This window comes from Leptolyngbya sp. FACHB-8 (assembly GCF_014695575.1).
Classification (GTDB): Bacteria; Cyanobacteriota; Cyanobacteriia; order Elainellales; family Elainellaceae; genus Vacuolonema.
Genome location: NZ_JACJOO010000067.1, coordinates 73,435 through 96,885 on the forward strand (window position 1 = coordinate 73,435; position 23,451 = coordinate 96,885).

A 23,451-nucleotide genomic window follows, 5' to 3' on the forward strand; every position below is an offset into this window, starting at 1 on the left:
GGCCTGGAAAAACGCTGCAATCCCTTGCCAGTCCCGTACTTTGCCGGATGGCAACTGTCCCATTTCGACGGATGATAAAAACACACTTCATAACATTTCACTCCTGGCCTCTCACGTTATGCAATCCTTTTTATCTGATCTTTCTGATGGGATTGGTCAGGCTGATACTGATCAGCCATTGATTCTAGAGTCACGTACCCTCTACCGTTCCTGTCATATTGTTTTGACAGAAACGGGTGAGCGTATGCCTGCAATTAATTATGGGAATCAGTTTTATAGCTTCTTCCGCTCTGAGCGAGATAGAGCGCGAGCTTTAGAATTAGCGACTAAACTGCGCCAGCGGGATCACCTTCCCCTACTCACCCAAACCCCCAAGGGATTCGCGATTTGGGTCTTTGAGCCAGATGCCCTTTTAGCGTCTCAACAGGCGATCGCTCAAAGCTTTACTGATGCGGATTCCTCCTATGACGAGTTGGATTCGTCCTACCGTCTCCTGACATCAACGGATAGTTATCAAACGTGCGAGATTTCTGTTCCTGATCTCGATAAACGCCTCTCCGCCATCCTCTATGAAGGCCGCTTCTATAGCTTATTCAAGACAGTTGATGATCTTCAGCAAGCATGCCAAATTATCAACCGGCTCAGCTACCGAGGTGATGAAACCGTCATCATTCAATCAGCCGAGGGCATGAGCTTATGGATTTTGGAACCGGATGGTTTTTTGGCTGCTCGCATTTGATTTGTTGACATGCCAGGTAAACATAATAGTGAGCCAAAAAGCAAAAGGGACGTTCTAAGAACGTCCCTTCTGCTTTTTCAGAAAATATTTGAGAATTAGACGCTTTGCTCGCTCAGTTCAAGCGTCATGTAATCAAAGGGCTGATCCACAAAAGCAGTGGAGCTAATACCCGCAGCAGCTACCTGTTCCTTCACCAGTTCCTTCATAATTTGGATACCACGAACGGTCGGAGCGATGGGTACGCTCAGAGAGTTGTAGGTTTCCCGCAGACCCTGGAGTACACGCTCATCCAATACATCCATGCTGCCTGCAATGATGGCATAGCTGGCGTAACGCAGGTAATAGTCCATATCCCGGAGACAGGCGGCGTAGCGACGAGTGGTATAAGCATTACCACCGGGACGAATCAGTTCAGGTACTTCCTCGAACAGTCGGGAGCCTGCTTGCTTCACAATGGCTGCGGCGTTCGAATTGATCACAGCGGCTGCTTGAACCCGCTCCATACCTGTTGTGAAGTAGGACTTCAGGCTATCCATGGCGTCCCGATCCAGGTATTGGCCTTTGATATCGTAGTTTTCAATCAGCTTTGTGACTGCGTCCCGCATAAAATAAAGTCTCCCAACACAGGTTTATTGATAGTTCAGATGTTACAGGGGATTGTACGAGCCCTGCGTCGTCTCTGATAAAACTGGCTTCTATGCCGCAATGAAGCTAAGTTTATCACGGGACATTGTGCGGAATGAGGCTTCTACTGCCTCTATCGGAGCTGGCCTGATTAAGTTTTATGACTAAGGATCGGACAACTATCAAATCTCAACATTTTTCTAAAGATTAGGGACCATCGCCGTATTTTTCTGGGAAAAATGTTGTTTTTTGGGCAGTTAGAGCTTCCAATTTCAGAAAAGTTAAGTGTTACATACAAGCACTTCTTTGAGGGCGATCGCTCCTTGGGGATCAATTTGAAGGATTCTCTGAGGAGGGGTTTAATCCGTAGAATTGCCTCGTTTAAGAGGAATCTAATTTCTTTAGAGAACTCACGCATTTTGTAGTTCTTTATACAAAATGCGTGCATCGCAGTTCCTACGATTATGCAGGTGCAGTTAAGCCCAATTACCTGATCAAGATGTTTGGATTTAGAGATCTGTGTGGGCAGGGGAAGCGTGGGTCAGTAGGCGAGCCATCCTTGGGCAGCTCAGAGGGTTGCCTTCCATGTGCATCATGCGTCACATTTCTTTGAATATTTGCCGGAACTAAGGAGTAGTTCATGACCAAGACCGCTGAAGACGTCCTTCGTCTAATTAAAGACGAAGGTTACAAGATGATCGATCTGAAGTTCATCGATATGCCAGGTACCTGGCAGCACCTGACGGTTTTTGAGAACCAGATTGATGAATCCAGCTTTACAGATGGGGTTCCCTTCGATGGTTCTAGTATTCGGGGATGGAAAGCCATCAACGAATCTGACATGACGATGGTGTTGGATCCCACCACCGCTTGGAAGGATCCTTTCATGAAGGAGCCGACCCTTAGCATTATTTGCAGCATTAAAGAGCCCCGGACGGGCGAATGGTACTCCCGTTGCCCTCGTGTAATCGCGCATAAGGCGATCGATTACCTGAAAGCTTCGGGTATCGGTGACACTGCGTTCTTTGGCCCTGAAGCTGAATTCTTTATTTTTGAAGATGTGCGCTTCGATCAAACCGAGAGCCAAGGCTTCTACTACGTTGACTCGGTAGAAGGTCGTTGGAACTCCGGTCGCGTTGAAGAGGGCGGCAATAAGGGTTACAAGCCTCGCTACAAAGAAGGCTACTTCCCTGTAGCTCCCACGGATACGCTGCAAGACATCCGGACGGAAATGCTGCTAACCATGGCAGACTGCGGTGTACCCATTGAAAAGCATCACCACGAAGTAGCAACCGGCGGTCAGTGCGAACTGGGCTTTAAGTTCGGTACTCTGGTTGAAGCAGCTGACTGGCTCATGACCTACAAGTACTGCATCAAAAACGTGGGTGTACGTCACGGTAAGACGGTTACCTTCATGCCCAAGCCGGTCTTTAATGACAACGGTTCTGGGATGCATACCCACCAGTCCATCTGGCGCGATGGTCAGCCTCTGTTTGCGGGCGACAAGTATGCCGGTCTGAGCGACATGGCTTTGTGGTACATCGGCGGTATCCTGAAGCATGCACCTGCGCTGTTGGCTTTCACCAACCCCACCACCAACTCCTACAAGCGTCTGGTGCCTGGTTTTGAAGCTCCCGTAAACCTGGCTTACTCTCAGGGTAACCGTTCCGCTTCCGTGCGAATTCCTCTCTCGGGTACCAATCCCAAGGCGAAGCGTCTGGAGTTCCGTTGCCCCGACGCAACCTCCAACCCTTACCTGGCGTTCGCAGCAATGCTCTGCGCCGGTATCGACGGGATCAAGAACCAGATTGATCCTGGTGAGCCTCTGGATGTGGACATCTATGACCTCAGCCCTGAAGAATTGGCGAAGGTGCCTTCAACCCCCGGTTCTCTGGAAGATGCGCTGAGCAGCCTGGAGAAGGACCACGAGTTCTTGATCACCGGTGGCGTGTTCACCGAGGACTTCATTGGCAACTGGATCAACTACAAGTTGGACAACGAAGTGAACCCGATGCGTCTGCGTCCTCACCCCTACGAGTTCGCACTCTACTACGATTGCTAAAGCAGAAGGTATAAGACAGAAAACAAAAGGCGTGACCGGTTCGTTCTTTGTCTAAGTATCTGTGTTGGTTAAAAAAAGGGAAGGGTTAGTCCTTCCCTTTTTTCTTGGGTGTTTGAAATTTTGCAAGCACAGCGTGCATACAAAAATTGCTTATTTGGTGGTCATCGTGTGAACGCCATCCCAATGCGCTGATGGGGGAGTCAGGAGGTAGGTGTGGGCACGCTCCAGGTGAACGGCGATCGCGCGATCCGTGGGTCGCAGCTGCTGCGCTTGCTCAAACCGTTGAATGGCGGTTTTGAAATCCATATGGGTGTAAGCAATACGAGCTTTGTAGTACAGGTCGAGGAATTCTTGGGTCTCGTCGTCGGGGGGAGATTGGCGATCGCCTATCAATTCATAAATGGCGATCGGCTGGGTTTTACCCTTCACTCGAATACGGTCCAGTTCCCTTACCCACACCTCATCCTTACAAAGCTGATAGGTAAACTCGCTAAGAATAATGTCACAACCATATTCCTTCGTGACGCCTTCCAAACGAGAGCTAATGTCTACCCCATTTCCAATCACGGTGTAATCCATGCGTTTTTGGGAACCGATATTGCCAGAAACGACCTCGCCGGAGCTGATGCCGATGCCGATGCGAATCATTGGTTGGTTAATGAGTTGTCGCTCGGCGTTAAACTCGGCCAAGCGTCGTCGCATATCTAAGGCAGAGCGCACCGCCATAACAGCATGATTTTGGAGAGGGAGAGGTGCCCCGAAAACGGCCATTAAGGCATCACCAATGAATTTGTCGAGGGTGCCTTCAAAGTTGAAGACTGCCTCCACCATCGTCTCGAAGTAATTGTTCAGCAGGGTTACGACATCGGCCGCTTCCATGTGCTCCGTCAGGTTTGTGTAGCCGCGAATATCAGAAAAGAGGATGGTAACGTCCTTGCGTTCGCCTACCATGAGGGCATCTTCGCCCAGGGCCATGACCCGCTCAGCGACACCGGGTGTCATGTAGCGGTACATGGTGGCCTTCATCCGTTTTTCCTGGCTAATGTCTTCCAAGACAACTAGACCACCTCGCACCCGCCCTTCGGGGTTCGTGAGTGGATTAACGGTGAGGTTGATGCTGCGCTCAATCTCTTGAACATGCTCAGCCGGAATGGGGGAAGCGTCAGATGTCTCTTGGTTCCAGGGGAGGTAGTGGTTGGGATGCGTGGGCGATCGCACTGCCAGCACATGGGTCAACCCATCCGTATCCTCCAGCCGCACAATGGGGGCATCCTCGGCAGGTTTCACATCCAAAGTCGTGGCTTTGTCAGAGAGAGCGTGGGACTGCTGCGACTTTTCCTGGCCTAATAAGTAACTGCCAACGGTTAGGGTTTGCTCTGGTACATAGTGCCGTGCACCATGCTTCAGACTGTCCTCCAGGCGCATCCGCAGGTTATCGACGGGGACCACATCCCAGACCCAGCGCCCGGTGAGTTTGCGAATCCAGGTTTGTTGCTGCCGTCCCCCGTCCCGTTGTAGGGGGCATCCCAGTAACGCCAGAGCTGCGTCATTAATGGTGACAATGCGACCTTCCAGGTCGGTGGAAATAACAGCATCAGAAAGGCTTTGCAGAATGTCCTTCTGGTATTGCTTTTCCAGTAACACCCGTTCGAAGAGTTGGGCATTTTCGAGCGCAATACCTGCCTGAATATTGAAGGCCCGCATGAATTCTTCGTCCGAGCGGTTAAACGTGCCCTGATATTTATTGATTAATTGGGTGACACCAATCAGTTTCCCCTCTGAGTTGTAAACCGGCATACACAGGATATTGCGCGTGAGGTAGCGCGTTCGCTGATCGGTCGAAGGGTCAAAACGGGGGTCTTCGTAGGCATTGGGAATATTGAGGGTTTGCCCGGTCGAAGCGACAAAGCCAGCAATTCCTCGGTTCGCTGGAATACGAATTTCAAGTAGCTCTTTGCCATCGGCTGTGGCAATTTTAGACCACAGTTCACCGCGTTCTCGGTCTAGTAAAAATAAGGTGCTGCGATCGGCTTGCATCAGCTTCCGGGCTTCATTCATCACCGCCTGGAGGGTGCGTTCCAGATCAAGGCTCTGGGCCAGAAATGTGGTGGCATTGAGTAGGGCAGTAGCTCCCCGTTGATTGCGAGAAGCCATGTAGAAAGCCGTACAGCTTTCAAGAATGACTCCCATAGCAGCAGCAAACTCTTCGAATTGGATCTCGTCGGTGACATCGAAGGGGCGATCGCCCTGCTTATTCAACAACTGCGCCACTGCAACAACTCGATGCTGGCCATCGAATATGGGCATGCACAGAATATTAGAGGTGCGATAGCCAGTGTTGATGTCCACCTCGGGGTTGAACATTGGGTGGCTGTAGGCATCGGGAATATTGAGGGGACTGCCCGTGCTAGCCACGTGCCCGGCGATACCTACGGATAGGGGAATGCGAAGTTCCTTGATCTGACCATTCTCGCCGCTGGCAACCTTAGACCAGAGCTGCTCTTTCTCTTCGTCCACGAGAAAGATTGTGGTACGATCAGCCTTCAAAATTTGTCCAATCTTTAAGGTGAACGCTTCTAAAATCTGCTCGAGTGCTGTTTCCAGGCCATCGTTATTGATGAGATCGATGGCGCGGCGGCACTGGTCAAACTCTTGAGTAATCTGGTCAAGCAGTTTGACAAATTGAGGGGCGGGTAAATCTTTAACAAGGGGAATAAGGGCACTTTGGCGATCGCCCTGAGAGAAGATCGCCAACATATTCCCATTTGAATCGGCCATGGTTTTGCAGGGTTAGGGGTCTGAACAATGCAAAGCAACCACACCAGCAAAAATCTGGTAGAAGCATTTCCGATAGAGCACCCTAGGGCGTACGGCCCGATCTCTAAGCTAACCTACTCCACCGATAGACTACCACTCGAGATGAAGTTTTCATGAAGGTGTCAGCCTCCTCTCTGAACCTATTCCTTGGCTATATTTTTGGGCTGCCTACTACTGCCCTAATGCTTTGGCATAGGCACCATAGAGGCGTTGGAGATAGTTTTCAAGGCTGTAGGTTTGGGCCATTTCGTAGCCGCGCTCAATCATTTGATCGCGGAGGGGGCGATCGCCCAACAGCTTCTCAATTTTGTTCTTGATGTCATTTACATCATAAGGATTGGCATAGAGCGCTGCTGAGCCACAGATCTCGGGCAAGCAAGAAACGCTGGAGGTAATGACTGGACATCCCAGGGTCATGGCTTCCACAGGGGGCAGGCCGAACCCCTCGTAGAGGGAGGGGAAGACCAGGGAATAGGCGCCCTTATAGAGGTATTTCAACGCCTCTAGCGGGACGTACTCCAGCAGTTTGACCTGGCGTTTGGAGTCACGATCAAACAGGTAGTTGAGTTTCCCCAACTCCTGTTCCCAGGACCAGGCTTTCTTACCCACAATCACTAGGGGCATATCTGTATCTACCGTAGCGTAAGCTTCCAGCAAACGACCGATGTTCTTTTTGGGCTCGATCGCCCCCACAAACAGGAGATAGTTGTCGGGGGTGAGGCCGTAGCGACGGAGGTAGTTGGCGATCGCCTGCTCATTCGCCTGCAATGGTTGCAGAGTCACAGGTTGGTACGTAACCACGATGCGATCGGGGTCAGCATCAAAGTAAGTGAGCAAATCCTTCTTGGTATTCTCGGAAACGGTGATGATGACCTCAGAATCCTCAATGGCATTGCGGATTTTGCCGTAGAAATCCTTTTTGTTATCCAGCGTGGTGTAGGGCAATCGCAACGGGATCAGGTCGTGAACCGTGGTGATTTTTTTAGTGCCTTTGATCCGAATGGGCAGCGGATAGGTCACGTGCCAAATATCCATCTTTTCGGGCACGTGGATGTCGGTGACACGCCCGGTCAGGGAGAAAGAGAAATTGGCAATGTCATAGCACTTCGCCAGGTTGAAGGACTGCGCATAGCGAATAAAGTCCGCTCCATAGGCTCCCTCTTTCAGTACAATATCGCCAATGCTCGTCCGTCGCCAGGCTCGATAGAAAGGCCCGGTGTAGGACTTTGCCATCCCCTTAAACAGCCCGATTAACTCCGCAATAAGATTGGTACGACGGGATTGATGATCAAAAAACAGGATTTCGTCGAGAACCTTATCTTTTTTATTGCTATTGCGGCTGAGCAGAACATCCACCTGAGCTCCCATCGTTTGCAGAGCTTTTACAAGGGTGGTGCTATAGGTTTTGATGCCGGTACCGTCCGTTAATTGCAGGTTGTAGCCATCCATCAGGATTTTGACCCCAGCTAGTTTGCCTGCCAGGGCGGATTCTCCCGTAGCGGGTCGTTGGTCACACTCAATCCATTGGGGTGGAGTCTCCGCTTCCGGGGCTTTGGGGACAGCCAGTTCCAATAGAGGCGTTTCTCCGAGGGCGGCTCCACTGGCATCGCGTTCGCTGGCATTGTCCCACGTAGAGCCTTCCGCCCCACCCTGGAAGGTACGTACCAATCCCGGCACGACAATGAGATAGCCGCCGCGCTTGGTGATGGAATTGGGTGACCATGCCGTGATCCACCAATCTTCGTCGGCTCCCTGGCCATGCTTACGGCCCACGGGTTTGGGCGCACCCAGGTAAGGAGTTGGGATGGGCAGCACCCCTGCCCAGTAGCCGCGGTGAGCGTGTAGGTGTTGACCGGGGAGCGATCGCTTATACAACACCTGGTATCCCCCCAACGCCCCCGTTGCGAACGTGGGATGCTCCGATGCATCCTTCCCCGCCAACAATGGCCGCTCCTTGGCATCCTGAATCTGCCCCAGGATCTGGAATAGCTCAGGGTGTACATCCACATCGTCCTGGAAGTAGGAGATCCAATCCACATCGGGGTCGGCTAACCAGTAGCCAATGCCGATGTTCATGGCGTTGGGCAAGCCTCGGTTTTCGGGTACGCGAATCAGTGGGACGTTGTGTTCGTCGGTAATGCGTTGATTCTCGTGAAAGTTTTCTTCGGTGGAGGCGTCATCGACGACGACGACAGGGGCACCGAGGGCGAGGATTTGGGGGAGCGATCGCGCTAAGCTTCCCGGGCGGTTGTAGGTCGTGATCACGCTAGCGAAGGTAGGCTTCCTCTCCTGCATCCGGTCCAGCGTTTCGAGCGCCGCCAGTTGGTCTAGCAACGATTGCACATGACCTTTGACCACAGGAGGCGCCGAATCCAGAGCATGGCGCGCGTACACCACAAATACCGGATTTGCGAACACCGGCTGAAACTGCTGCATCACCGCCACCGCAAAGGGCGGTTCTACTTCATGCACCATGCCCTTATGGAACACTACAAAATCAAATTGCTCCGGAGGCAGCACATAGGTGACGTTGTAGTGGTAGTTCCCTGGAAAAAACTCCATAAATTCGTTCGGAGCTAGAATCGCCGCCGTGGGCTGAGCGTGCTCCTTCAGAAAGTCTCGGGTTTCAATCCAAAATTCGTCTTCAAGGGGAAAAGGCATGGGAATTCAGTGATGCGTCACACTGGAACGGTCAGGAATAACTTTATATCAAATCCGGTTGAAGAACCGTGATGGGGAGTAGCACAGTGCAATGCGCCGTGCTACTCCCCATCACGATTCTGACGACAAGATTGTTCCTAATCCGTTGTAGGAATACCCAGGCGGCGCTTCACCCGAAACCAGCCACTCCGCAGTTTCCAGAACTTGCTGGATTCCATAGCCGCGATGCGGGCTCTGGCATCATACAGATCGCGATAGTTTTGTTGGGCGTATTGGATCGTCAGGCCAGGGGTAAACTCCTGATGCCAGAAGACGAGGCGCAGGGCAATTTGTTCTGTCTCAGAAATGGGGGCGGGAGGTTGCACCTCCACGGTCACTTCGTAGCTGAATTTGAATTGGGTTCGTTGGGCCAGGTGAAGCAACAGGCAGGTGTGGGCAGCTTCGCTGAGTTCCGGGTCACGCCCCAACCATGATAGACAAGACTGACGCACCAAAAAACTACCGGGAGCAACCAGGGGCTGAAGCTGCAACAACCGCTCAGAACTGTAGGGATGAAAGCTGTACAACTCAAGGGGATCGCCCGATCGCCCCACAGCTCCGCTATAGGCAACTCCCACTTCAGGATTTTGCTCCAGAATTTGTACGAGCGTCCCAATGTGATTGGGATACAGCACATCTCCAGCGTCCAAAACTCCAGCGTACGTGCTGTGGATGCGGCTCAGTCCCTTCCACAAAGCAGTGCTGAAGGGAACATCAGCGGGAACCTCCAACCGCATCATGGAAACATCGGTGTGATGCCATTCTGCCCGTTCAGAATCCGTGGCGGATTGGATTAAGGTAACGGAGAGATTGGGATACGTTTGCCGGCTGAGGCTGTCGAGCGATCGCCCCACCTCTTCCGCCGACTTTCCCACCCCCATCAAGAGGATCTGCACCGGGCATTCCTCCTCGATCTGCAAGTGGCCGTGCGCCACAAACTGCTTCTCAGGCAGTACCTCCTGCTGAAGCTGAGGCAGGTTTTGCAGCAGTTTTTCCAGGGTGTAATGGTCGTTGAAGTGGGCGTGGGCTTGCTGGGTGAGGGCGATCGCAGCCTCCCGATTTCCACAAATCCAGGCCATGTGCTGATCAATCTGCCGGGCCTGCTCTACCGGGCTAGCTTCCGCGTCAATATACAACACGGAATCCCCAAAGGCGTCGCGGATAAAGGGATGATCGCTACAAACGGCTACAGCTCCAGCAGCAACAATTTCAAAAATGCGCATGGAGGCAACCCCAGCCCGTCGGTGCTCATCCCGATGCAGACACAGGCCCACCCCTGCTTGATGGAGGGTTTTGAAAAGACTGGTGCCATCAAAGGGTAGGCTACCCCGGTACGCATTCTTCAAGTACTGCCACCCAGCAGGATTGCCGTACACTGCCATATAGGGCCGCTGATCCAGCTCACGGAACAGATCGGAGAAGCGCTGTCCATCCCAATTAGAGCCACAGTAAACCAATTGTGGGTTGTCAAGTTGAGGCTGCTGGTATTCGGTGGCGGGGGAGCTGGTGTAAAAAGGCATCCGCAGAAACGGCTTGGGGGTGTTGCTCAGCAAACGATGCAACCACCGCTCGATGTAGGGGGCGGCAACCAGATAGCCGTCATAGGAAAGGATGTGGGCGATCGCCTTATCCACCCCTTCAAAAAAGTGGGGCGGGCTCCAAATACACCCGTATGTAGGAAATGACGTCAGCTTAGGAGCGTTGTCGTGCATCGCCAGCACGCAATCCGGTTGAAAATCCTGGATCTCCTGAGCATTGCGACAGGTGACAGCTTGCCAGCCCAACCGTTGCGCGGCGATTTCAATACGGCGAGCTAATTCGGCTTCAGCAAACCAGTTTTCTTCAAAGGGGTAATGAAGGGCAATTTTCATAAGATTTTGCTATATCATTCCGTCTTTCTGAAAACTGTTTGAGATACAAGAATTGCAGTTTTTGAAGAACTGCAATTCTTACGCGCAGAAAATCACATGAGGGAAAAGATACCGAGAGAGCCAGGAACTTTTTGTTGCAGTTTTTGTAGGCTTTCCCAATGGTGAGGTTCAGTAGGAAGCTTACAGAGAATGATCTGGGTCTTATCCGAAATGACGGACAGTTCCAGATCGTCGTGCCAATTCCAACCCATCGCTTGGAGGTTAGAAGATGGAATCCCTAAAGTTTGCTGAGCAGCCGCTGTTTCCTGAGCATTACCTAGCAGGAGAAAGGATCGCGTAGGCCTTGCTTCTAATATCTGCAAGATACGAATTGATGCCTCTAAAAGTGCCGTTTCATTTTCCAATTGAGCTTCTGCAAAATTGTCTAACCGACGGGTTAAAACCGCAATATCCTGAGTCGTTTTTGAGAGTCCTTCGAGTTGTTCTAATCGACGAAGAATCTCATCCAGTTTGTTTAGAAGTAGCTCTTTGATAACTTTGATGCGATTCAGCATTGCGATTAGGAATTTATAGAGTTAGATCGGTTGGAATGAAGCAAATCAGCTAACTGGCTGCGAAGGTCTTCACCTTTTTCCAGAAGAGCTTTAGCTCTGGGTGTATTCGCAAAAACAGGACGAGCTTTCGCAGCTCGGCTTAAGCTCTCATGAAGGCTAATAACTTCATGCTGAAGATAGCGAACCCGCTGCTGAAGCCAGTCGTCTTGCTGGAAAAGAGGAGCACTATTTTGAACACGGAAAAACTCTGTCAGTGAAAGAGTCTGTTCGCGGCAGGAAAAGCCCTGGTTCGAAAAAGAAGCAATGATTTCAGGAAAATAGCAAACTACAGCTTCAGGATATTGAGCCAATCGTAAAAACCAGTCATAATCCGCTGAAATTCGATATGTCTCATCAAACAGTCCCAGCTTCTCAAACAAATGGCGACCGAAGAAACTGGCAGAATGTTGAGGGCCATCCGAAAACCACAAAAGAGCTTCTTTCAGTTCTTCAGGAGGCCGGGGTACGCGATGAATCGTGCGGTTATTTTGCACAATTCGCATTTCCATTTGCCCGTACACAAAATCACATTTTGGTTGCTGGGCGATGAAATTTGCTAACTTCTCAAAGACCTGATGATTAACGAGGTAATCATCAGAATTGAGGAAGTACAAAAAGTCTCCCGTTGCCATGCGGATACCCTTGTTCATGGCCGCATAGATTCCCCCGTCAAGTTCGCTGACAACACGGGCAATCTTCGAGGCGTATTTCTGGACGATATCGAGGGTGCGATCGCTCGACTTCCCATCGATAATCAAATACTCCACATTCGGGTAAGTTTGATTGACAACGCTCTGAATGGCTTGTTCAATGTGAGCTTCAGCATTCTTACAGACCGTGATAACCGTGATTTTCATAGCAGGATAGTTGAGGGAAACACGAACACGAGAGGGGAATACAATTACTCCTCGGCAGGAAGACCTAAACGCCGTTTAATTCGAAACCAGAGACCCCGCAATTTCCAAAATTTGCTGGTTTCCATCGCTTCAATTAATTGGTTCTTCTGAGTCATTTCGGCCTCTAGAAACTGGATGCGTCGTTCCTGAGTTTGGAGCTCCTGAGTATCGTGCAGCAGCGCATGAACCAGCACAGGCTTATGAATTGCTTCGTAGTGTTCACCCAGAGTGGCATTGAAGCCAGCCAGGCTAGTCTGAACCGGAGGTGAGACAGTTTCCGTTAGAACTGTGTTCACGAGCGTCGCTGTGCCCCCGGAGTTAGAGCTTGTACTGCTGGAACTCCCATTTGAAGACGATTGGAGCAGGGACTCATACAACGCTAAAAAGCGCTGCCCGATCACGGGCATGGAGTACTCCGTTTCGGCAATTTCCCGGCAGAGAGACTGCATAGCGACAGAGGCTTCGCGCTGTAGTACACAATCGACGATGAGCTCTGCCATGCGCTTAAAGTCGCCCACAGGAGCAAGCCAACCCGTTTTACCCGACCGAATGACATCCGGCATGCCACCCACATCAAAGCCAATCAGAGGTGTGCCACAACTGATAGCCTCTAACATGACGTTGGGCAGATTATCCTCTAGCGACGGCAGAATAAACGCATCTGCTGCTGAGTAGAGTTCTGCTAGCTTTTGGGGCGAGTTGCAAAAGCCCACATGAACATATGGAATGTCAGGAGCATCCAGGGGATGGCTGATGTTGCCAAAAAAGAGGAATTGAATCTTACCAGCATTGGCAGCGGCCCTAAACTTTCCATTCTGCAGAGCGCGGCGAATCGCCTCCAACACTTGGGGGAATTCCTTCCGAGACTCGATGCTGCTCTGGGCAATGAAGGTGAACGCTCCCGGTTTAAGACCTAGACGTCGCCGGGCAGCAGGTTTACCCAGGGGTCGAAAAACATCCGTTTCGATCGGGTTAGGAATGACATGAATGGGGCAGTTCCCCAAGAGACGGCTCTGTCGTGCCTCCTGGGCCATCCAGCGGCTCGGCGTCACAATCGTCAGGTTGGGGACGTGCGCTAGGAGCTCCAATTTGTCTTGAAGCACCGCGGATGGAAGATGGTAGGGGTCATTCTGCAATTGTGGGCAGGGGGCGCAATTATCGGTGTAGCCACTACACCCCGAGCTGTAGTGACACCCTCCAGTAAACGGAGCCATGTCATGCAACGTCCAGACGACAGGCTTGCCTAGTTCCAGCAGGGCCTTCAGAGAGGTGGGGGAGATGAATTGGCTGACCCAATGCAGATGGATAATGTCGGCCTGGGCGATCGCCTCGACCGACGTTAAATCTAACCCTGGATATGCGGCCGTAAAAAGGGTTTTGGCTCGATTGGTCAGATTACGGTTCAAGTAACGCCGCTGAATGGCTAGCCATTCAGGAGACTGGAGTTCCAGTTCGAGCGCTTGTGAGGTCACCTCCAGGACAGTGGGATCGGTCGAGACCTTCCAGCGCACCGCCATGCGGCTATCCTGCCCCAACTGTCGAAGTGATTTATGCAGGCGATAAGCCGCCAGCGCCGCTCCGCCACGAATATCTCGGGTGTTGACCTGAACAATTTTCATTGGTGCACAAACGCTGCTTCACGGCTCGGAGTTCCGTCCCAACTGCTTCAACCTGAACCAGGCATTTCGCAGTTTCCAGAATCGACTGCCTTCCATCTCCGCAATTTTAGCCTGCGATCGTACCAATTCCTCTTGTGTGTGGACCAACTGTTCCCCTAACTGACTGACCTGCTGCCGCTGATTGGCCAACCGCTCTCGCAGCTTTTGCACCTCCGGTCGCAGCCTTTGTACTTCCGGCCGCAATTTCTGCAACCTTTGGACCTCTGGCCGCAACTTCTGCACCTCCAGCCGCTTCTCGTGGAGTACTGAACGGGTTTCGTGAAGATCCTGTTTGGTTTGCTGGAGTAGCAACTTGTCTGCTTCCCAACGTTCCTGAGTAGCATCCAGGCGTTTCTCTAGCGCTCGTCGTTCCCGCAGCAGAGCTTCTTGAGCCAGGTCTGGATACAGGGTCGCAAAGTGAGGCCCCATGCTCGTGTCGAGGCTCATATCGCGATCAGCGGGCGATCGCTCGACCAGAGGTGGTGAGGGTAAGTCAGCATATAATGCCTGGTACCGTTCGGCCTGAAGGGTCAAGGCATAGTTCGCTTCCACATGACGACGAGCTGTTTCTCCCAGGGTTTGGCGTTGTTCAGGTGCCAGGGTTAACGTCACAATTGCCTGGGCCAGGGCCTCTAAATCACCGGGTGGAACGAGGGCTCCGGTCTGCCCATCCGGAACAGCATCAGGGATACCTCCGCTGGCAAAGGCGATAACGGGTGTCCCACAGGCCATGGCCTCCAGCATGGTGTTGGGCAGGTTGTCTTCTAGAGACGGCAGGATGAACAGATCGGCTGCGGCGTAGAGCTGGCTGAGGGTCTCATCTGAATCAATGGTGCCAAAGGAGCGCACCGGAATTTGGAGGGTTTCTAGATCTTCACTAGGGGCCCCAAAGCAGAGCAGTGTTACTTTACCCGCCTCGATCAAGCTCTCAAACTGCGGGTTCGCACGGCACTGCTGCAACGCTTTGAATAATGGCAGAAATCCCTTGCGCTGCTCGTTCCCATTGTTGGCTCCAATGAGTAGAGCGATCGCCCCCTCATCCAACTCCAGCGCCCGCTTTGCCTCTCCCTTAGGCCAGGGCCGAAACACATCGGTCTCCAACCCATAGGGAATGACTTCTATCCGCTGCTGCCGAAACAAAGCACTCTGGCGGGCACAATCGGCCAGCCATTGACTGGGAGTGACCACGGTAATGGGAGATTGCAGCAGGGCCAGCTTATCTCGCAGCAGATAAGCTGGCAAATCTGCCGGATTTTCGGCTAGCTGAGGGCAGGCATGGCAGGTGGTCTGGTAGCGATCGCATCCCGCCGGATAGTGACAGCCTCCTGTGAAGGCTGAGCAATCATGAAGCGTCCACACGGCGGGCTTACCGAGCTGTAGCAGCCTTTGCAGGGTCGTCACAGACTGAAATCTGCTAACCCAATGGAGATGGATCACATCAGCCCCCATTACTTGGGGGAACTGGCTTAGATCCACACCCGGGTAAGGCAGCGAAAAGAGCGTATTGGTGAGGTCTGAGCGATCCTGGTCGATAAAAACAGATTGAATTGCCGCCAGCCCCATTCGCCGCACGTACTCTTCGGAGTAAACGGTGTCAGTAGCGTAAACCTGAGGGTCCGGCGATCGCTTGCTCCGCACCACTAATGAAGATTCCACCCCAATTTGCTGAAGACCAAGGTGTAACCGATAGGTCGCGCGAGCGGCTCCCCCGTCCACATCATTCGTGCTGAGTAGGGCAACTTTCATGATTAATGGTCTCCGCCTCGGAGCGATCGCTTGACCTGAAGCCAGAGTCGCTGCATTTTCAAAAACTTACTATTTTCCAGGGCGGCTAGCTTCGTCTGAGCATCGTGTAGAGCATCCTGATACTCCTGAAGCTGCCGAGCCAGATTGCGTTTCTGCCGCTCTATTTTCTCGGTTTGAGCCACTTTCTGAGCCAGCTTATCTTGCAGGCTCTCAATTTGTTGCTGCTTGAAGGCCAGTTTCTCATCCTTAATTTTTTTAGCGGTAAAACGCCCCAATTGTTGCATCAGATGATGGTAGTTCTGCTCGGTAAACAGCGGGATTTGATCCCGCTGCCCTGTGTAGGTGGGAAACATCAGCGCATTTTTCAGGAAAGGCTCAACCTCTTTCACCCAGGGTTGGGTAAGCAGGGACACCAGGGTAGCTTTGGCTTCATCCACACAGCCCAGGTAGGCCAGTGCAGCCCCCCATTGCAAGGTGTAAACGGCCAGAGCACGCGTATCTTGACGAGCATGAGCTTGCAAGAAAAGAGCAGCAAAGGCGTCATCGATCCACCCTTTATCGATAGTTGACAAAGTGTCAGGGAGGCGATCGCCAACCGTTTCCACCCGCAACTCCTGCGTTAACCGAAAAGTATAGGTTGAGCCAACATGGGCAATGGGCTCAAAATGGTCAGCCAACCGTTGAACGACCAGGGGGATCCAAAAGCAGGTGTACCATCCGTAGTCTTGAAATAGAAAAATGGTGCCTTTATGAACGTGAGGGGCCATTTTTAGCAGGAAATACTGGGTGCCATACCAGCTTTTGCACCCATCTACGAAAACAGCACCAAACTGGCTATCAGGAGGTTCAAACTCTTGTTCAAGCTGTCCGACCTGCTCAGGATAATCAGGCAAAGCCTGACTTTGAGAGACCAAGAATGCGCTGTAAGGCTGATTTTCATGGAAGCGTTGGAAGACTTCCAAAAAGCTAGTTGAGGTTTCAACCGTTGCCTTTAAATCAGCAGGTAATCGCCCTTCTTCAAATGAAGTTTGAAGGAAATTGGAGAGCTGTTGAGGGTCGTAATACTCGTCAAAACGATCGCATGTATAGAACTTTGTTTCGGGGTTTCGTTGAGGATTTGCCGCCATACCGAGGGCGATCGCTCGCGAGGTTCCTCCTAAAAATGGCCCAATCTCGAAAACATCCTCATTCCCTGGCCAGAACTTCGCAAAGTAGTTATATAAAAAACGCCGTTCTTTAGCAGAAACCTCTGATGGAACCTCATCCAATTGGGCTGAAAGTTCAGGGGATGATACCTGAAAATAATGCGGCGTATTGTAACCCAACTCGTATAAGGGCTCCAGGTCTAAAAATTGCTGTTTTAAACCCTCAGGAGACTGAAAATATTGGGCTCCGAGGTAATAATCTACTAACTCTAATTGTGCCGGAGTAATAGAATCGGATGGCTCCTGAAATAGGGACTTAATTTTCTGGATACGCGGCTCATCCAATGTGGCTAAGGTCAAAGCTAAACGCTTCGGGTCTGCAGCAGAACGAGTGACATTACCAGTATCAATGTAGAGATAAGGACACCCAGTTTTAACCGCATAAAACACATGAGAGCTAATATCATTGCCTGCCGCGTAGCGATGCAGTGACAGCAAATGATAAAGTCGCGCCATGAAGAGGGGATCGTACATATGCCCCGCCGAAACGACTCGAAACCCCGCCGCTTCAAAGGGCTTTTGACACCCGAGCTGGAAATCTCGCCAATATAGACAAATGGTAACAGGATGGTAACGTTGTTCTAACGCATGAAGCTTATCAATAACAACTTGAGGATCAAATGCCGTGGTAATGTGATGAGTCGAGTGCGTCAGGAAAAAGAGAGTGCCATCGCGCTCGGGCTTAGGTGCATTTTTATAGAGATCTAGTAAATAGAGAAACGGCGAACTTAAAGGGTATAAGCGTTTATGAACATGCTGCTTCTTTAAGTTATTTTCGTAATTTTTCTGAAGGTGTTCTGAAAAGTAGAAAGCAGCCGGCAAAGGACTGAAAATTTCTTTATGCCAAATAAAAGTATCTGATAAATAAACTCCATGAGGAACCACTCCCTTCAAGGCGTAATCCGGGGGAAGATTGGCATAGGTTTTGAGAATGCGATCGCCCCCATAAAACGCATTTCCATGAAAAATTTCAACGTTCCCCTCGGGACATTCCTGACACAAACTCTCCAGGTTTTCCTGCTGTGCCAGGGTCTCGTCCAGAGTTAATTCAAACATAGGAAAAAGGCTAAAGAACAGATAGGTAGTTAATCCTGCTAAGCATGATTCCAAGAGGCTCAGCAGATTGAGCCCCACCATTCTCTCACAACCCATAGAGGATAATACATCCCACTTGTTTGAGGTAGGTGAAGCTCGCTCACACAAGTGGGTTTCCAAATTTGCAAAATTGGAATACATCCCCCGGAATTATCCTATCAGGACTGAACCCGTTGCAAAATTTGCTGAACAATGCGATCGCCCCCCTGTCCATCAATCGTTTGCCACCCTTTACTGGCTAACGCGCTCAAGCGTGCTGGATCCATCAGACGACTTCGTAAGGTATCCGCTGCCTGTTCAACAGCTCCCAAGTTCTCCAGCAAATCCAGTGCCGCTAGAGGTTCTACGTAAGGAGCCATGTTTTCCCAAGCGATCGCTCCACAAGGCCGCCCCAGGCACATCACTTCATAGCTTGTGATACCTCCTAACGTAATAGTCAGGTCGTGTTCCACAATCAACTCCGCTAGAGACGATGGCGCGTTCAAAAGGCGAATGCGTGGCTCCTTCTGGGCCAGGTTTTGTAGATGATAGCGATGATTGGGATGGAATGCTGGACCGGCGATCGCTGTCACCTCTAAATCGGCCTCGTCCAAGAGGGGCCGCAGCCGCTGCAGAAAGTTCAGCGTCAGGTTAGCAGGGTCAGCGCCTCCCAGAGTCACGAGAATGCAGCGAAGGCGATCGTCCTGCCAGGGTTGCTCCGGTCGTAAGTCTCGCACTGACTCCCGAATCACTCGATAAGGCGATCCGATCAATGCGGCCTTCTCAAACGATGCAGGCAGATCAGCCGTGGATTTCGAGCTATCTTCGTCCACAATCATGTCAGCCGAAAAACGCCCACTAGCGCTGTCGTTCAGGTGCACCAATAGCCGATACCCTTCATCACGGGCGGCCTGGAAATCCTTATCCTCCAGGTCCATCAAGTCGGTGATGAGGACGGCATAAGTGCCGGGGGGAGCGAGGAGCGATCGCCAATCCAATGCCGTCTCCCGATCCTCGACGCCCAAGACTTCACAACCTTTGGGGGCAAAGTGTTCCACCAATTCGGGTGGAGCCTCCCAGATCACCAGAACACGGTGCCAGTAGCTTGTTTTTAGCAATGCCTGGGCCAGGGTGGCGGTACGGGAGAGGTGACCGACACCAATGTGGCGATTTCCAGCAGCCTGAAGCACAACAACGGGGCGGGTAAACATAACGAGGGCTGTATAGCAATGTTTTTGATGCTAACGCAGAACGCAGAGAGGCTGTTTTTGACTCATCTTGCACCGCACCGATTGTGCCAGGGTAGATGAGTCGGGCTCCATCCACCCTGGCACAATCGGTGCGGTGAACTGATGGTTGCAGTGGAAAAACAGTCGCTTGGGTGCTACGAGACCCGGACTAGCCAATCAAGTCCCAAGACATTGGTGTTCCTTTTTTGACCGCTCGATTGATGGTTTTCCCGAGAAGGGTTTCTAGATATTTGGGAGGAAGCCCCAAACCAGGGCGCACAGCTCGGAGATTTTTAGAAGTGAGGCGATCGCCCGCCTCCATATTCTCAGCAATGTAGAGCGATCGCCGGTACTGCAATGACGCTTGCTCTGCTTCAGTTGGCCCATACTGAACCTGACCCATGGCTTGCCACGCCCGTTCCGTTTCAATTACGAGCTGTTGCATTTCCTCGGGCTCCATAGAAAATGCCGAATCTACCCCCCCATCAGCCCGCCGCAGGGTGAAGTGTTTTTCAACGACCGTTGCGCCCAGAGCGATCGCGGCCACCGCCACTCCAATACCCATGGTGTGATCCGACAAGCCCACCTGCACACCGAATAAATCTCGCAGATGGGGAATCGTGTTGAGGTTGGAATTTTCAGGAGTTGCAGGATAAGTGCTGGTACATTTCAGCAGGACAATATCCTCACATCCTGCGGCTCGCACAGTACGGACAGTTTCATCAAGCTCGGCAATGGAAGCCATGCCGATGGAAATAATCATGGGTTTGCCAGTGCTGGCCACCTTCCGAATCAGCGGCAAATGAACATTCTCAAAAGATGCAATTTTATAGCAAGGAACGTTTAGCTCCTCCAAAAAATCAACAGCAGTCTCATCAAAGGGCGTACTAAAAACAATTAAATCCAGCTCTTTACACCGCTTAAAAATGGGCAAGTGCCATTCCCAGGGGGTATAAGCTTGCTGATAAAGCTGATGGAGTGAACTGCCTTTCCAAAGACTATTGGGATTATCAATAAAAAATTCTCCATCCGACACATCCAGCGTGATGGTATCGGCAGTATAAGTCTGTAACTTAATGGCATGAGCCCCAGTTTTAGCGGCCACCTCAACAATTTCTAGAGCCCGTTCAAGAGATTGATTGTGGTTCCCCGACATCTCCGCAATGATGAAGGGAGGATAGTGGGGACCGATGGGGCGATCGCCAATAGTAACCGTATTCATAAAAAGCAAAATCTACTAAGTAATAGTATCGGCATGGTTGACAAGGAACTAGGGCTTTAAACACCGGTAGTGAAAAGCTTCACATCCTTGAATGGTAAGTTGACCAGACTGTATAAAATTAGCAGCCTCAAATGCTCGAATAGACACTAAATTGTCAACTCTAATATAAGCATGAATAGTGTGAATATCCGTTTCTTGGAACACCTGATAACACGCTGTCTTAAGGGAGAGTTTGCCATATCCATACCCTCGCATCTCAGGCGCTAGACTAATGCTAATATTTGCCTCCCCAGAACACACTGTATCAAACCGTACCTGCCCAATTGAATTCCCGTTATGGGAAGCAATCCATAAATAACACCCTGGCTCTGTCAGTTTTTGCTGCAGCCAACGAGTATGGTTTTCCCAAGGAATGGGAGATGTGGAAAAAGACACAGCTCGCACATGAGGATCATTCGTCCATTGCCAGAGCAAGCGGGCATCTTCAGCAGTTGCAGGTCTTAGATAGATTGAGACGTCCAAGTCAACTCCCTGCCGATGCCCTTTCTGCAGAAATGGCTGAGAAAGTTCAGGATCAACCGTGTAGTCCATCCTTTACCAATTCCTTGTAATTAAACAATTTTTGTTTCTTCATTCAATAAAGCAATCAATTGATTGTCATCGCGATACCTAAGCGATTTATGGCTATTGATTGATGCAACATTTGGATTGTTATCTAAAAATAAAAAGATATCAGTTAGGGTATAGCTCACATTGCCCTGAGCGATAAAATTCTGATGCAACTGATTAAATAGCAGCAGATCTTCTTCATAATCTAGAGTTAATCGATAATCCCTAACTAACTCATCAGGCAAATCAACAAAATTGAGCCTAAAATGCTCTGGATTGTTCTGAAAATACCATGTCATATACTCAGCATGCTGAGCGGTTGGGAAATGGCGATGTATTTTTTCAAGGGTCTGCACACTGATAATTTCTAAGTTCGTTCCGACGGCTGCTCTACTTGCTGTAGTGTAGTCTGCAGCATTTTCAAAATGGGATTTTAGCAATAGTTGGCAGATGTGATTATCAATGAACGGCATATCAGCCGTCACCCGAATAATAATGTCAATTTTTAACTGCTGTGCTACACCTAAGTAGCGCTGAATTACATCTTCAGGATGCCCCTGGTAGAAGATAACGCTGGAGGAAAATAAATAATCCTTTAAGGGCATATCGCTCTCTAGATCAGATGTTGCCAATATAGTGTGATGAACATTCTGAAATTTGAGAGCATTCCGAAGACAAAACTCAACGGAGGTGAGATCGCCTAAAGTTAACAAAGCTTTCTTGGGTAGTCTTGATGACTTCAACCGACAGGCAACGATCGTCGCGATTTTTGCTTTCTTAAAGTCATAGCTGTAGAAAGCATCCCCACTTACCTTTTCTGTCCCCAGGATATGAAATGTGTCCTGCAAGCTTTTAATTTGCCTTGCACTAAGACCTGTTTTATCGGAGCGTTTATAAACTAAGTCTTCACTCAATGCGAGTAGTTTTCCCGCAGGCACATCCGTTTTTAGGAACGGGATCATTAACGTTTTCTGTAAGTATTCTCTCTCTTTAGCATTAATAAAAGGCTGTTCAGCTAAGCCTGCATATACAAATTGTTTTTCAATGAATGAGTCATATTTTTCGGGCGTGATACTAGAGAAATAATCATAAGGAGTTTCTCGGTCTGCTAACATAACGTGTTTTTCAAGAACGTCAGCCCCCTGCATCATCGCCATAATAGGCAGCCAAATGCTATCCTCCGTCGTACCATCTGCATGATCAGCAAAGACAACACGGCAGTTAAAGCATTGTTTAATTGCTTTAATTTTGCCAATTCCAGAGTCTTCAATTTGTGTAGGATATGCTTGAAATCCTACTTCTAACAACAGCTCCTCAGGCTGCAAGTCCCGTTTGAACCTTTGAGTGATTTCATCTATTTCATCTAAGGTAAATGACGCAATATTAAGAATCAGCTTTTTACTAGATAAATCGAGAGCTGTTATTTCCTTAATCAGGCTGTAGTTGTATAGAATCGAAGCTTGAAATTTAATACCGTAGATGGCCTGAAAATTGTTTTTTAAGATTTGAACGCTATAAGAGTCAAAAATATCGAGCCAAACATCTTTTGTTTGGGCAACTTCTCTAATTAATTGTTCCCATTGGGTCTCATAAAAAAAAAGTTTTTTATAAACCTCATACCACTGGTAATTTTCTGTGGCGAGAAAATCAGGATGAAAGGCCTGGAACTTAATTCCAAAACCTTTTGTGTATTTCTGAAACGACCTAACTAGCTCTATTGCATAGTTGTGATCACCACCATGTGTATTGGCAAATTCGATAATGTTATAAGGCATGTTTGACAAGAGGCTGATAATTTAGTAGAGGCATGAAAAAGAGGTAGCTTTTCTGTAACTTAGGGTGAGTTCTATTGCTTACAATTCAAGTGGCGAACTTCAATCCCACGGTTTTTCTTAGAATCTAATACAATAACATTTGCAAAGCCTCGTTTTTGGGCTGCCAAACAAATACCATTTGTATCTGATGCTTTGAGAGGGGGTTGATTGGGCGATCGCAACTTATACGACGGATACCCATAAAATGTAGCATCACAGTTTGCTGCAGGTAGTCCATCAAGTAATGCTACTCCTGTAATAGCAGGAGCAATAAAAGGAGAAACCTTGCAGTTCCTATACCATTTCCAATACAACTTATAACTTTGGGGAATAAAAAGAAGAGTTTTTCTTTTCTCCAAAGATGGCATGGTTCCAATTTTTTGCAAAGCAGCAAGCAATTCTTTTCGCTTCGGATCAGCTTTAGGAAGATCTATAGAATCTTCAACCCCTTTTACAGCCCCTATAACATTACTTATCGAAGCAATAACGATGGGGAGCCCTACAAAGGCAAACAATAAAGTTTTGAGTGGAATCTGACCAATGTACTTGAGCATTTGTGAACTCAACTATCAAGCCGCTGAAGTTAAGATTT

General features: G+C 49.9%; 16 protein-coding genes. 2 read left to right on the plus strand and 14 right to left on the minus strand.

Annotated features, from left to right (window positions below):
* The first annotated feature begins 118 nt into the window (after positions 1–118).
* The gene (locus H6F91_RS17460; protein WP_190774859.1) at positions 119–739 is read left to right on the plus strand and encodes a hypothetical protein; all 621 of its coding nucleotides are present in this window, start codon (positions 119–121) and stop codon (positions 737–739) included.
* A gap of 95 nt (positions 740–834) precedes the next feature.
* On the opposite strand, the gene apcB is transcribed toward H6F91_RS17460, so the two are convergent.
* On the minus strand, positions 835–1,344 hold the full coding sequence (gene apcB / locus H6F91_RS17465; RefSeq protein ID WP_190774858.1) for an allophycocyanin subunit beta: 510 nt from the start codon (positions 1,342–1,344) through the stop codon (positions 835–837).
* A 659-nt stretch (positions 1,345–2,003) separates the two neighbouring features.
* On the opposite strand from apcB, the gene glnA reads away from it, so the two are divergent.
* Positions 2,004–3,425: a type I glutamate--ammonia ligase gene (gene glnA, locus H6F91_RS17470; RefSeq protein ID WP_190774857.1), complete on the plus strand. Its 1,422-nt coding sequence runs from the start codon at positions 2,004–2,006 to the stop codon at positions 3,423–3,425.
* 150 nt (positions 3,426–3,575) lie between these two features.
* On the opposite strand, the gene H6F91_RS17475 is transcribed toward glnA, so the two are convergent.
* The 13 genes from H6F91_RS17475 to H6F91_RS17535 form a co-directional block, all read right to left on the minus strand.
* On the minus strand, positions 3,576–6,203 hold the full coding sequence (locus tag H6F91_RS17475; RefSeq protein ID WP_190774856.1) for an adenylate/guanylate cyclase domain-containing protein: 2,628 nt from the start codon (positions 6,201–6,203) through the stop codon (positions 3,576–3,578).
* A gap of 210 nt (positions 6,204–6,413) precedes the next feature.
* Positions 6,414–8,903, minus strand: coding sequence for a glycosyltransferase (locus tag H6F91_RS17480; protein ID WP_190774855.1), 2,490 nt, complete (start codon positions 8,901–8,903; stop codon positions 6,414–6,416).
* 137 nt (positions 8,904–9,040) lie between these two features.
* On the minus strand, positions 9,041–10,813 hold the full coding sequence (locus H6F91_RS17485) for a hypothetical protein (RefSeq protein ID WP_190774854.1): 1,773 nt from the start codon (positions 10,811–10,813) through the stop codon (positions 9,041–9,043).
* Positions 10,814–10,905: 92 nt separating this feature from the next.
* A complete protein-coding gene (locus tag H6F91_RS17490) occupies positions 10,906–11,367 on the minus strand; it encodes a hypothetical protein (protein WP_190774853.1) in 462 nt (153 codons plus the stop codon).
* Between the two features lie 5 nt (positions 11,368–11,372).
* Positions 11,373–12,263, minus strand: a complete 891-nt coding sequence (locus tag H6F91_RS17495) for a glycosyltransferase family 2 protein (RefSeq protein WP_190774852.1) — start codon at positions 12,261–12,263, stop codon at positions 11,373–11,375.
* A gap of 44 nt (positions 12,264–12,307) precedes the next feature.
* Positions 12,308–13,921, minus strand: coding sequence for a glycosyltransferase family 4 protein (locus H6F91_RS17500; RefSeq protein ID WP_190774851.1), 1,614 nt, complete (start codon positions 13,919–13,921; stop codon positions 12,308–12,310).
* A gap of 18 nt (positions 13,922–13,939) precedes the next feature.
* On the minus strand, positions 13,940–15,706 hold the full coding sequence (locus H6F91_RS17505) for a glycosyltransferase family 4 protein (protein ID WP_190774850.1): 1,767 nt from the start codon (positions 15,704–15,706) through the stop codon (positions 13,940–13,942).
* Between the two features lie 2 nt (positions 15,707–15,708).
* Positions 15,709–17,967 (minus strand): hypothetical protein, encoded by a 2,259-nt coding sequence (locus tag H6F91_RS17510; RefSeq protein WP_190774849.1) that lies wholly within the window; start codon positions 17,965–17,967, stop codon positions 15,709–15,711.
* Positions 17,968–18,164: 197 nt separating this feature from the next.
* Complete coding sequence (locus H6F91_RS17515; RefSeq protein ID WP_190774848.1) at positions 18,165–19,196, minus strand: hypothetical protein; 1,032 nt, start codon at positions 19,194–19,196, stop codon at positions 18,165–18,167.
* 187 nt (positions 19,197–19,383) lie between these two features.
* Entirely contained in the window at positions 19,384–20,436 is a 1,053-nt protein-coding gene (gene pseI, locus H6F91_RS17520; protein WP_190774847.1) for a pseudaminic acid synthase, read from the minus strand.
* A 48-nt stretch (positions 20,437–20,484) separates the two neighbouring features.
* A complete protein-coding gene (locus H6F91_RS17525) occupies positions 20,485–21,027 on the minus strand; it encodes a GNAT family N-acetyltransferase (protein WP_190774846.1) in 543 nt (180 codons plus the stop codon).
* Positions 21,028–21,047: 20 nt separating this feature from the next.
* Entirely contained in the window at positions 21,048–22,820 is a 1,773-nt protein-coding gene (locus H6F91_RS17530; RefSeq protein ID WP_190774845.1) for an N-acetylneuraminate synthase family protein, read from the minus strand.
* Between the two features lie 71 nt (positions 22,821–22,891).
* The gene (locus H6F91_RS17535; RefSeq protein WP_190774844.1) at positions 22,892–23,413 is read right to left on the minus strand and encodes a hypothetical protein; all 522 of its coding nucleotides are present in this window, start codon (positions 23,411–23,413) and stop codon (positions 22,892–22,894) included.
* Between the last annotated feature and the right edge of the window lie 38 nt (positions 23,414–23,451).